Genomic DNA, 11,345 nt, shown 5'->3' on the forward strand with positions numbered 1-11,345 from the left:
CGCCGCGACGGAGCGTGTACCAGCGAACCCCGTGGAGCGCCACATGATGCTTGCCGACCACGTCGTGAACCTCGTCTACGCGCAGGATCAGACCGTGCCACCGGGGTCGCTGACGGAGAAGATCGTCCTGCTGGTCGCCGGTGCGGTGGCGGGCGCCTTGCTGGGGTTCCTCTCGAACTTCGCGCTCGACCGGATCAAGGCGCGGCGCGAGCCCACCAAGCGGCTGTCCTGGGACGCGTCGGTGCGTCGCGCGCTCATCGACGTGAGCGACGAAATCAAGTCGAAGGTGCGCTTCTTTTACGAGGGCACACAGGTCACCGCACTCACCCATGTCAGGTGCACGGTCACCAACACCAGCAACCAGGTGGTGAGGGACCAGGAACTCAGGTTCCCGTTCCCCGACAAGGTGACGGTGCTGGAGCACTACCTCGACCCGGTGCCGGAGCAAGAGCTCGGCGTCGCGCCCATCGCGAAAAGCCCGGAGGGCCACGTCCGCTATCGGATCGGGCACCTCGAGCGCAACGAAGCCGTGGTCTTCAACCTCGTCACCGCGGGCGGCGAGCTCGGCGAGTGGAAGCCGTACTTCCACAACCCCGCGGGTGACGTCGACCACCAGCGCCGTGACGTCATCGGGCTCAAGCAGGACCAGGACCACCTGTTCCCGTTCTTCCTGATCCTGCTGCTCCTCCTGACGGTGCCGAGCGCCATCGACCTGATCCGCTTCGGCTACCTCAGCGATCTCGCCGCCTCCGCGGCGCGCGTCGGCCTGCTGCTCGCGATCGTGCCCCACGTGCGCCCGCTGGTGCGAATCGCCGAACGCCTGATCATTCGCACCAAGGAACCCACACAGGAGGGCACCAACGTGATGAGCGGTCATATCCACGGAAACGTTCTGATGGCGGGTCGCGTCGACGGCGGTGTCAACTTCGATCCCGAACGGCAGGAGCAGGCCGCGATCCTCGTCAACGGCGAGGTGGTCGCGGAGCACAAATCCTCAGGCGATCGCTGATCCTCCGGCCTACGATCGGGACGTGCTGATCAACACCGGCGCTGGCGCGCTGAAGCCAGAGGTCGCCGACGGTCTCGTGCGGGCGCACGGTGTCCGATATGCGACGGCTTCCCGGTTCGCCGAGCCGGAACCGTACACATGGGACGGTGTGCTCGACGCGACCCGGCGCGGCCCCGCCTGCCCGCAGCCGCCGTCGTCGCTCCTCCCCGTCGTCGGCAACTCGGTCGAGGGCCTGACGTTCGACGAGCACTGCCAGGTCCTCTCGGTCACCGCTCCCGTCGACGCCTCGGGCTTGCCGGTGATGGTCTGGTTCCACGGCGGCGCTTACGTGACGGGCAGCGGTGAGTCGGTGAAGTACGACGCTTCGTTGCTGGCGCTGGAAGGCGTCGTCGTGGTCAGCGTGAGCTACCGGCTCGGCGTCTTCGGTTACCTGGACGGAAATCTGGGCCTGCTGGACCAGCTCGTCGCGATGCGGTGGGTGCGCGACAACATCGCCGCGTTCGGCGGCGATCCCGCGAACGTGACGGCGTTCGGCCAGTCCGCGGGCGCGGACTCGGTCTACGCGCTGATGCTCACCTCCGACGAACCCCTGTTCCACCGTGCGATCCTGCAGAGCGCTCCGCTGGGCGCCCGCGGGCCCGAACGTGCCGAGATGACGGCTGCCCTGCGCGAGTTCATCTCCGTCGACGCCTCCACGCCGGTGGACGACGTGCTGGCCGTCCAGCAGGAGGTGCCGGCGGTGGTGGCGCGGTTCGCCCCGGCCGGCGGCATGCCGTTCGGCCCGGAGCTCGGCGACGTCAACCTCGCCCCGGCGGCGGCACGGGTCGAACTGCTCGTCGGGCACACCGCCGACGACGCCAGCCCGTACGTGGCGGCGAGTCCCGAGGCCTGGGACATCGCGACCGAGCTCGTGTTCGCCGGTCCTGCCCGGCAGCTGGCCCAGGACTGGATCACGGCAGGCGGACAGGCCGCGACCTTCAACTTCAAGTGGGCGCCAGCGGGTGCGCCTTGGGGCGCGTGCCACTGCATCGAGCTGCCGTTCCTGTTCGACCCGGCCGGGTGGGCGGGCGCGGGCATGCTGGCCGGGCAGCAGCCGGACCCGGCGCTGGCGCGGACCGTGCGGAGGCTGTGGGCCGGCTTCGCCGGAAACGGGTTGGACGCCCTGCCGTCGCGCTCGCTTGAATTGGGCGGGTGACCGACCGCGAGCGTTTGCGCACCACGTTCGGAGAGGACGCGGCTCGCTACCACCGAGCCCGCCCCGGCTATCCCCCGGAGCTGTTCGAGCAACTCAGAGGCCCGCGAATTCTGGAGATCGGTCCGGGAACAGGCCAGGCCACGCTGCCGCTGACCGCGCTGGGCGAAGTGACCGCGGTGGAGCTGAGCCCGGAGCTGGCCGCCATCGCCCGTCAGCACGCACCCCTCGCTCACGTCGAGGTCGCGGCGTTCGAGGAGTGGCCGCTGCCCGCGGAGCCGTTCGACCTCGTCGTGTCCGCGACGGCGTTCCACTGGCTCGATCCGCGGACCCGCATGGCGAAGTGCGCGGCCGCGTTGAAGCCGGGTGGTGCGCTGGCCGTGATCTCCACGCACCACATCGCCGGCGGCACCGAACAGTTCTTCGTGGACGTTCAGGAGTGCTACGAGCGCTGGGATCCCGCGACCCCGCCCAACCTCAGGCAGTCACCGGCCGACGACATCCCGCGTGAGTTCGACGCGAGCGACCTCTTCGACGAGCCCGAGTTCTTCAGATACGAGTGGGAGCAGGCCTACGACACCGAGGCGTACGTCGACCTGCTCCTCACGTATTCGAACCACATCGCGCTACCGGCCCGCGACCAGTTGATCGCGGACATCAGGCGCCTGATCGACACGCGCCACGGCGGCCGGGTCACGAAGCGGTACATGACCCAGCTCGCCGTCGCACGGGTCAGGAGCGCCTCGACCGGCGCACCATGACCACGGCGGCACCGCCCGCGCCCACGAGGGCGAGGCCGCCGAGGCCCAGAGGCAGCACGTCGAAGCCGGTGAACGCCAGTTCTTCTACTGCGGCGGCCGTCTGAGCCGGTGCCTGAGGCGCACCGCCGCCAGGTGGCGGAGGAGGCGTCTCCGTGCTGGTCGAAGGCGGCGGGGTCGACGAGGACGTCGACGGAGGCGTCTCACCGGGCTTGCAGCCCGTGTGCGCCGGGTTCGTGCGGCCCACACCGTGATTGGTGTCGCACTCGTAGCCGGCGTTGGCGTCCGAGCCGCCGGGCAGCTGGCCGGGCGGGTTCTTGTTGTCCGCCTTGCCCACACAGCCCGCGCACGGTTTGCCGACCGCTTCGCCGCCACCGTTGCCGTTGCCGGACGGTGAGCCGTCGCGCGTCGAGTCGTACGGGCCGTGGTCGTTCGCGCCGTTGCCGGTGAAGTCCGCGTTGGACGACGGCTGCGGCACCGAAGTGTCCTGGGTGGACTGTCCAGGTGGGACATGTGGGTTGTGGGTGATCCCGTTCCCCTTGCCGTCACCGGGATCGGCGAGCCCCAGTCCGGGGGCCAGTGCCAGCGCGGCGGCTGCGGCGAGTGCAGGAAGGAGCCGAGTTGCTTTCATGGCTTGAATATAAGCGGTCTGTGAGCCGCATCACATCGCTACCCACAGACCGCTTCAAGAAATACCGCTACGAACAGGTGATCCGCGGAGACGCCCAGTCACCGTGGTCGGAATTGATGCCGTCACCGGCGTCTGTGATGACCAACCGCAAGTTCTCGGCTTCGGTCAGTGACGCGGTGAGCTTCTTCGCCGGATCGGTTCCGGTCAGCCGCCCGGAATCCGCCACCTTCGTTGAATCTGCGAACAACTGGAAGACGACGGAACCCTTGCCCGCGGCCACTTCGTCGTCGACACCGACGTCCACAGTGACCGAAGAGCACTTGCGACCGAGGTAGAACTCAATGGTCGACGCCGCGTGCGCGCCGAAGCCCTTCGCGTGCGTGACACCGTTGATCGTCAGGGTCTTGCCGTCACCGGCGGCCTGGCTGCCGACGGACCTGTCGATCTCCACCGGGCCCCAGCCGTTCGTGGACGACGTGGCCTCGAACGCGGACAGGTCGGACACACCGGCGGGCGGGGTCGGCCGCGGACCGTCCCCCTTGGACACCCGGTAGATCACGGTGGCGAGAGACGGCACCGACGCCGAGATCGTGCCGGTCGTGGTGCGCGTGGACTTGGTCCACAGGTCCTTCAACGTCGCCGACCCGGACATGCCGATCTCGGACAGAGACGTCGAGATCGTCTGCGTGGAGCCGGACTTGTTGAACAGCGCCACCGCCTTGTCGCCGTTCGCCAGCGGCTTCACGATCACGTCGACGCCGGTCTTGCCGGTGGTGCGGATGCGCTTGCCCTGCACGCCGAGCTTGTCCTGGTCGACCGCGATGACGTCCTTGTTCTCCAGAATCGTGAACGTGTCGGACGAGACCTTGCGCAGATCCGAACCGATCAGCAACGGCGCTGCCATGATCGCCCACAACGAGAAGTGGCTGCGGTACTGCGTCGCACTCATCTTGCCGTTGCCGACCTCGAGCATGTCGGGGTCGTTCCAATGTCCAGGCCCCGCATAGGAATCAAGCACGACGTTCTTCTCGTAGATGTCCATCGTGCGCGGCCAGGTGTCGTTGATGTCACCGGTCGTGCGCCACAGATGCCCGGTGTCGGACGCCCACTCCCACGGCTTGTTCTGACCCCACTCGCACAACGAGAAAACGATCGGGCGACCGGTCTTCTTCAACGCGTCACGCATTTTGCGGTAGCGCTGCTTCGCGTCGACGCCCTGGTTGTTGCAGTTGTCGTACTTCAGGTAGTCGACGCCCCACGACGCGAACTGCTGGGCGTCGGAGTCCTCGTGGTCGAGGCCGCCGGGGAAGCCGTTGTCCTTGTTGCACGTCTTGGTTCCGGCGCTCGTGTAGATGCCGAACTTCAGGCCTTTGGAGTGCACGTAGTCCGCGACTGCCTTGATGCCGTTGGGAAAGCGCGTCTTGTTGGGGACGAGCTTGCCCTGGGCGTCACGGGTCTTCTCGGCCCAGCAGTCGTCGATGTTGACGTACTCGTAGCCCGCGTCCTTCAGGCCGCGGGAGACGAAGATGTCGGCGATTCCCTTGACCATCGCCTCGTTGAACTCCGCGCGGCAGGCGGTGGTGTTCCAGTTGTTGAAGCCCATCGGTGGGGTCAGGGCCAGGCCGTCCGGCAACGCCTGTGCGGCAGGGGCTACCAGGACAGCGCTGACCATCGCGGTCAGCACGGCCAGGGACAGGGTGCGCATGGGGCTTTCCTTTCCGAACATCACGCGGGTAGACCCCAGGCCTTGCCGGGGGTCGTGATGGCGACCGGCCGCACGGCCAGGTCGGGGCGGCGGCCCCTGGGGTGCACCAGGACTTCCTGCCCGCGGCCCAACGGGATCTCGAACGTCCCGTCGCCGCGGTCGTGGTACCGGACGGGACGGCCGGACGGCGTCACCACGGACACCGGGCCCGCGATGCCGTGCCGCAGCACCAACGGCTCGCCCGCGCGGCTGCGGACGAGCACGAACTGGGTCTTGCCACCGGAACGCTGTGCGGTGACGGAGAAACCGCCCTCGCAGGAGTGGTCGGCGATGACGACGTCCGGCCACGCGGACGGCACGGCGGGGAACACCCGGACGATGCCGCCCCAGCTCTGGCAGACGAAGTCGTGGATCGTCTGGGCGCCGGACAGCGGGGTCTCCACGACCGGGCCCGCCTCGGTGTACATGGTGTTCTCGAGCACCGGGTAGCGCTTGGTCGTGTCGAACATCTTCAGGAAGTACGCGTAGGCCTCGTCGCCGCGGAACATGCGCGCGGCGATCGAGCCGGAGCCGGAGTAGCTGTAGCCGCGATGCGCGGGTTCCAGCGACATCCAGTGGTGCAACGACTTCTCGATGAGCTCGCGGTTCTCCGGCTGCTCGTAGTTCACCGTCATCAACGGGAACGTGGCGAGCAGGTGCGAGAAGTGCCGGTGCGAGTTCACGAACGGCACCCCGGCACCGATCATGAAGCCGTTCTCGTTCACCGGGTAGGGGGTGAGGTCGCGCAGCACCTCCGCCCACTTCGGCGCCAGCGGATCGTCGATCTTCAGCAGCTTCGCGGAGTCGATCAACGTCTGGCAGCCCCATCGGATCAGCTGCAGGTCGTAGTTGCAGTCGGGGGCGTCGCCGTACTCGGGCGAGGTCGTGACGTCGAGGTGCAGCTTGCCGTCGTTGCCCTTCTTGAGGAAGTGCAGGTAGTAGTTGATCGACCGGCGCAGCAGCGGGAACACTACGTCGGCGAGGATCCGCGTGTCCATGCTGTGCCGGTACGACAGCCAGACGTTGTGCAGCGCCCAGGTGAGGTTGCCGAGCTCCTTCACCCCGGAGCCGCCCGTGCCCGGCTCGTACAGCGTTCCGAGGTTGGACGTCGTCCGGTCGGTGCTGCGGCCGACACCGGCGGAGTCGTGCCGGTACTGCTCCTTGACGTTGCGGACGAGCTGGTCCTGGTTGTCCTTGAGGGTGCTGGTGATCGAGTCGAGCTCCAGGTGGTTGGAGCCGTGGATCAGCCAGTACTCCAGCTGCACGTTGAGGTTCCACCACGCGGCGGCCCACGGCGTCTTCTCGAGCCACGGGCCGGTCGTCGCCATCACCGGGCCGCCGGCGCGCGAGCCGGACGCGACCTTGTAGAGCTGGATCCAGTAGAACGACTGCAGCCGCTGGTCGCCGAACGACAGGAAGCTCTTCCGGTAGAAGGCGTTCCACCACTTGCGGTGCGACTTGACGAGCGACCCGCCGAGCATCGCCGCCTCACGCACGGCCTTCAGCACGGTCTGGTCGGCGCCGGCGTCCGGGTAGGTGTGCGCGACCGAGAGCAGCAGCCGTTGCGTGCCTCCGGTCGTGGTGAGCCGGAAAGCGGTTGCCGTCTGGCCGCCCGCGTTCAGTGCCTGCGTCACGAGCGTCTCGCGGCCGTCGGCTTTCGTCACGGGATCGGGGTTGAGGACGTAGCCGTCCGGCAGCGGGTTGAAGTCCGCGCGCGGCGGGATCGCCTTCGACGGCACGAACTCCACCACGGGCTTCTCGGTGCCGGTCGCCGAGACGGTCAGCGCCAGTACCGATCGTTCGGTGTGGATGTAGACCGCGAACGAGATCACGCCGAGGGTCGTGGTCACGGTTCCACGCAGCTCCGCGTTCCACAGGTCCAGGCGCCAGTCGACGGCCGAAACGGTGCCCGCGGCGGTCATCTTCAGGCTTCCGACAGGAAGTCTGCACACCCCGTACTGGCTGCCGCCGGTGGTGCGGTGGTCCTGGACGTCGGCGTGCTGCACGGTGAACCGCACGGTGTTGCCCTCGGCGTAGACGACGCTGCCGAGCTTGCCGTCACCGAGGAACGGCGCCTGCCCGTACTGGGTCGGCGGCTTCCGCCAAACGAGATCCTGCTGCCCGATGAAGTCGCGCCAGTCGCCTTCCGACATGCCGGCGCACTCGAAGACATCCGAGGGCACGGCCTCTTTCCCTGCCGCGACCCCCGTCTGGGCGAGCAGCACCGCCGCTGTGGTTCCCCCGATGAAACCCCGCCTGCCAAAGACCATTACCCGCTCCTCGCCCGCGCATGACGACAACTACGTCTCGCTGCGCGGCGGTGCAGCTTGGTCCAGACAACTGGGAAAGGTAGGAGTTCTGGGTCACATCGCGCAAGAGCCAACTAACCGCAACACGAAGCAACAACCCGGTGCTGGTCACCCTGCGAGATGGGGAAGACGCCTAGGATGTCCCGCCAAAGGGGCGGGGAGACGACGCACGAGCCGTGCCCTTGTACGAGGAGGTGGCATGGCCGTGTCGACAGCGGCGTTCAACGAGGGCAGGGTCCCCCAGCGGGGCCGTCCCCGCGACGCCAGCAGGGACGACGCATTACGTCAGGCAGCGCTCGAGGTGATGGCAGAGGTCGGATACCGGGCCCTCACCATGGACGCCGTGGCAGCACGCGCACGGGCGGGCAAAGCCACGATCTACCGGCGATGGGAGTCGAAGCTCGATCTCGTGATCGACACGTGTACCCAGCTCGCCTCGCAGAACCTCGCGGCACCGGACACCGGATCCCTCGCAGGCGACCTGCGGGAGTTCCTCTCGTCGTTCGCCGCGTTCCTCTCGGGACCGATCGGCAAGGCCGCCCAGGCCCTCGTCGGCGAACTGCCGCACGAACCGGAGCTGGCAGCGGCGTTCCGGGAGACGTTCCTGATCTCGCAGCGCGACGTCCTGCGCGGAATTCTCGACCGCGCGGCCGAACGGGGCGAGCTCAAGGCGGACGCCCCGCGCGGCATGGCGGTCGAGATCGCGGGCGCGGCCCTGATCTACCGGCTGATGCTCACCGGTGACCCGCTCGACGAGCCGTTCGTGGAGAAGGTCGTCGAGCAGGTGCTTCTACCGTTGGTGCACGCCTAGCGGAACAGCTTGCGGACCAGCGCGAAGCCGACGACCGCACCGACCGCGATCAGCGTGTACTTGACCTTGGGCTGGCTCAGCACGTCGAGCACGGACGACTTGCCCTGCTCGACGAGCTTCTGCGGGTTCGCCCGCTCGCTGAGCTCGTCCAGGGTGGCGGCCAGCGCGGTGCGAGCCTGTTCGATCTCGCGCTGGATGGTGTCGGGATCGCGAGCCACATGTCCTCCTAGCAGCGGTTCTGGGCCCAACCGTAGTGGACGGCGCGTGGTGCGGGTTCGAGCGACCCGAGAGAGCGAGTACATGAAGGGGCTATAGGCTTCCACGTGAGGGGTCGTAGCCCAATTGGCAGAGGCACTGGGTTTAGGTCCCAGCCAGTGGGGGTTCGAGTCCCCCCGACCTCACTCGATGATGGGCGAGCTGTGCTCGCGGAGGGCGCTCGCCTGGTCATCTCGTCGTGTCTTGTGGGGGCCGAGCCCCCACACCCCCGCCGGCGGGCTCCGCCCCCGGACCCCCGCGATGGTCCGCGTTCAGCGGTTCGCGGCCCTTTGTGCCTGGTCCTCGCGTTCAGTGGCTCACAGCCCTCTGTGCCGGTCCGCGCGTTCAACGGCTTGCGGCGGGGCTGACCCGCGGCGACCTGCCCCAGTCCGCGATCTCGGCGCGTGTCGTGAGGCCGAGCTTCTGCCGGATCCGCTGCAGGTGCGTCTCGACCATCCGCCGCGAGATCCGCAGCTCGGCGCCGATGCTCACGTTCGACCGGCCTGCCGCGACCAGTGCCACGACCTGCTGCTCGCGGTCGCTTAGCTCCTCGGGCTCGGCCGGGTCCGCCAACGCGTAGGCCACGGCCTGCTCACGAGTCATCTCCCGCCCCTCGGCGAGGCAGGTGTCCACACCGCGCAACGCCACCCGTGACGCCCGCACGACCTCGATGACCTCCGCGTGCCACACCAGGTCGTCGGCGAACGCGCCCTCCCGCAGGCACGACGCCGCACCCACGAGCCGCAACGCCCGCCGGAGGTCGCCACGCCGGTATGCGATCAGGGCCAAGCCCTCCAGCACGTCCGCGACCCAGAACCCGGACCGGCACGACCGCAGCGACTCCAGGAACGACTCCGCGGCCGCGTCGACCTCGTCGCGTTGCAGCGCGCGCACGCCGACGGTGTGCAGGAAGACTGACAACCTGCGCGGTGAGGCTAGACGCCGGTACACGGGCAGAACGTCGGCGATCAGCGCGTCGGCGAACTCCACGTCGCCCGCGCGCAACGCCGACCACGCCAGGTTGTGCTCGATGATCGCCAGGTCCAGCGGGCTCGCGGTGGGTGCGAGCAGGGCGATGGCCTCTTCGTAGTACTTGCGAGCCTCGCCGTTGCGGTCGGCGCGGACGTGCTCGCCGCCCAGCGCGTTGAGCGCCTGCGCGAGCAGCACCGGCTCGCCCAGTTCCCTGCCGAGGCTCACCGCCTCCTCCGCCCAGCGCAGGCCGGTGTTGTCCTCGGTGCCCGCGAGGTACGCCAGGTGGCACAGGGCTAGGCACCGCACCGCGGGATCGGCCTCCGCCCCTCGCACCGCCGCGTCCAGCAGCCACCTGCCCTGCGACACCCGGCCCTGGTCGCGCCACGCGGCGGCGAGCATCGTCGCGAGCCGCAGGTGGTGCGGGTCTCGGGTGCGGGCGGCCCAGTCGACGACGCACTGCAGGTTGCCGCACTCGGCGCTCAACGAGCCGACGACCTCGGGGGTCGTGAAGACGGTCGAGGTGAAGTCCTGCCAGCGCGCGCCGAACCAGCGGGCGACCCTTGCCAGCACCGCGTCGGACTGCCCGCCGAGCTTTTCCCTGCCGTACAAGCGGACCGACTCGAGCTGCTCGAACCGCCCGGCACCGGAGAACGTGAGCAGCGACTTGGCCACGAGAGACGACAGCAGCGCCAGCACGCGGTCCGCGGGCATGTCGCACGCGGCCACCGCCAGGTCGATTCCGAAGCCGCCGGGCAACGGCGAGAGGCACCGGAACGCGTGCTGTTCCTCGGCGTTGAGGCGGGCGTAGCTCCACTCGATCGCGGCGCGCAGGCTCTGGTGGCGCTCGGCGGCCGTGCGGTTGCCGCGGTTGAGCAGCTCCAGCCGGTCGTCGAGGCGGGCCAGCAGTTCCCGCACCGGCAAGACGGTGACGAGCCGGGCGGCGAGCTCGATCGCGAGCGGCAGGCGGTCGAGGCGCGTGCACAACGTGGTCAGCGCGTCGGAGTCGTCGAGTTCCAGGCCGAGCTGGTTGGCCCGCGCGCGGTCGGCGAATAGCTCCACCGCGCACGTGATCGGCAACGGCCGCACCGCGAACAGCACCTCGCCCGGCACCCGCAGCGGTTCGCGGCACGTCGCGACCACCCGGATGCCGGGGCAGCCGAGCAGCAACGGCTCCAGCAGCGCCGCGCACTCCGCCGCGACGTGCTCGCAGTTGTCCAGCACCAGCACCATCGTCCGGCTCGCCAGCGCGTGCACCAGGGTGCTCAGCACCGGTTCGCGGGTGACCTCGCCGAGGCCGAGGGCCGTCGCGCACGCCAGCGCGACCTGGCTCGAGACCGAGGCGAGCTCGACCCATTCCACTCCGGCGCGGCCCCTGGTGAACTCCTTGGCCAGCCTGGTCTTCCCGACTCCTGCCGGGCCGACGAGCGTGAGCACGCGAGCGTCGGCGACCGCGGCGAGGCGGTCCAGTTCGTCGTCACGGCCGATGAAGCTGTCCAGCGCCGTCGACAGCTCGCTCGCGCGTTGCCGGTAGGCCCGCTGACGGCAGGCGTTCGAGCAGTACCGCGCGTGTCTGCGCCGGGAGGTGGCGGTCGCGGCGCCGCAGGTCGCACACGTCCCCGCCTGTTCGGCCATCAAACGCATCGTAGTCACCCGATTACCGGGCG

At 68.9% G+C, this 11,345-nt stretch carries 9 protein-coding genes and 1 tRNA gene; 5 read left to right on the forward strand and 5 right to left on the reverse strand.

Features of this window, described 5'->3' with window-relative positions:
• Nucleotides 1-43: 43 nt before the first annotated feature.
• The 3 genes from JOD27_RS22870 to JOD27_RS22880 are packed head-to-tail and all read left to right on the forward strand — an operon-like array spanning nucleotide 44 to nucleotide 2,962.
• The gene (locus JOD27_RS22870) at nucleotides 44-1,009 is read left to right on the forward strand and encodes a hypothetical protein (RefSeq protein ID WP_204764296.1); all 966 of its coding nucleotides are present in this window, start codon (nucleotides 44-46) and stop codon (nucleotides 1,007-1,009) included.
• Between the two features lie 22 nt (nucleotides 1,010-1,031).
• Entirely contained in the window at nucleotides 1,032-2,204 is a 1,173-nt protein-coding gene (locus JOD27_RS22875) for a carboxylesterase family protein (RefSeq protein ID WP_204764297.1), read from the forward strand.
• On the forward strand, nucleotides 2,201-2,962 hold the full coding sequence (locus tag JOD27_RS22880; protein ID WP_204764298.1) for a class I SAM-dependent methyltransferase: 762 nt from the start codon (nucleotides 2,201-2,203) through the stop codon (nucleotides 2,960-2,962). Before JOD27_RS22875 ends, JOD27_RS22880 begins: the two co-directional genes overlap by 4 nt.
• Here the strand turns inward: JOD27_RS22880 and JOD27_RS22885 are convergent.
• The 3 genes from JOD27_RS22885 to JOD27_RS22895 form a co-directional block, all read right to left on the reverse strand.
• Nucleotides 2,934-3,590 carry a hypothetical protein gene (locus JOD27_RS22885; RefSeq protein WP_204764299.1) on the reverse strand — a complete coding sequence of 219 codons (657 nt, stop codon included), beginning with the start codon at nucleotides 3,588-3,590 and terminating at the stop codon, nucleotides 2,934-2,936. The genes JOD27_RS22880 and JOD27_RS22885 overlap by 29 nt on opposite strands.
• Before the next feature lie 67 nt (nucleotides 3,591-3,657).
• On the reverse strand, nucleotides 3,658-5,295 hold the full coding sequence (locus tag JOD27_RS22890) for an NPCBM/NEW2 domain-containing protein (RefSeq protein ID WP_204764300.1): 1,638 nt from the start codon (nucleotides 5,293-5,295) through the stop codon (nucleotides 3,658-3,660).
• 20 nt (nucleotides 5,296-5,315) lie between these two features.
• Complete coding sequence (locus JOD27_RS22895; protein WP_204764301.1) at nucleotides 5,316-7,604, reverse strand: glycosyl hydrolase family 95 catalytic domain-containing protein; 2,289 nt, start codon at nucleotides 7,602-7,604, stop codon at nucleotides 5,316-5,318.
• A gap of 238 nt (nucleotides 7,605-7,842) precedes the next feature.
• Between JOD27_RS22895 and JOD27_RS22900 the strand changes: the two genes are divergently transcribed.
• A complete protein-coding gene (locus JOD27_RS22900; RefSeq protein ID WP_239568270.1) occupies nucleotides 7,843-8,454 on the forward strand; it encodes a TetR/AcrR family transcriptional regulator in 612 nt (203 codons plus the stop codon).
• Here JOD27_RS22900 and JOD27_RS22905 read toward each other — a convergent pair.
• Nucleotides 8,451-8,672, reverse strand: a complete 222-nt coding sequence (locus JOD27_RS22905) for a DUF3618 domain-containing protein (RefSeq protein ID WP_030469566.1) — start codon at nucleotides 8,670-8,672, stop codon at nucleotides 8,451-8,453. The genes JOD27_RS22900 and JOD27_RS22905 overlap by 4 nt on opposite strands.
• Nucleotides 8,673-8,781: 109 nt before the next feature.
• Between JOD27_RS22905 and JOD27_RS22910 the strand changes: the two genes are divergently transcribed.
• Nucleotides 8,782-8,855 (forward strand) — tRNA-Leu (locus JOD27_RS22910).
• A 199-nt stretch (nucleotides 8,856-9,054) separates the two neighbouring features.
• On the opposite strand, the gene JOD27_RS22915 is transcribed toward JOD27_RS22910, so the two are convergent.
• Nucleotides 9,055-11,313: an ATP-binding protein gene (locus JOD27_RS22915; protein ID WP_204764302.1), complete on the reverse strand. Its 2,259-nt coding sequence runs from the start codon at nucleotides 11,311-11,313 to the stop codon at nucleotides 9,055-9,057.
• Nucleotides 11,314-11,345: the final 32 nt, after the last annotated feature.

It is taken from the genome of Lentzea nigeriaca, from assembly GCF_016907955.1.
Taxonomy (GTDB): Bacteria; Actinomycetota; Actinomycetes; order Mycobacteriales; family Pseudonocardiaceae; genus Lentzea; species Lentzea nigeriaca.

Bases quoted from the DNA above. Each gene is read 5' to 3' on its own strand.
- JOD27_RS22900 (WP_239568270.1), top strand. From the start codon at position 7,843: ATGGCCGTGTCGACAGCGGCGTTCAACGAGGGCAGGGTCCCCCAGCGG.
- JOD27_RS22895 (WP_204764301.1), bottom strand. From the start codon at position 7,604: ATGGTCTTTGGCAGGCGGGGTTTCATCGGGGGAACCACAGCGGCGGTG.
- JOD27_RS22885 (WP_204764299.1), bottom strand. From the start codon at position 3,590: ATGAAAGCAACTCGGCTCCTTCCTGCACTCGCCGCAGCCGCCGCGCTG.
- JOD27_RS22915 (WP_204764302.1), bottom strand. From the start codon at position 11,313: ATGGCCGAACAGGCGGGGACGTGTGCGACCTGCGGCGCCGCGACCGCC.
- JOD27_RS22870 (WP_204764296.1), top strand. From the start codon at position 44: ATGATGCTTGCCGACCACGTCGTGAACCTCGTCTACGCGCAGGATCAG.
- JOD27_RS22890 (WP_204764300.1), bottom strand. From the start codon at position 5,295: ATGCGCACCCTGTCCCTGGCCGTGCTGACCGCGATGGTCAGCGCTGTC.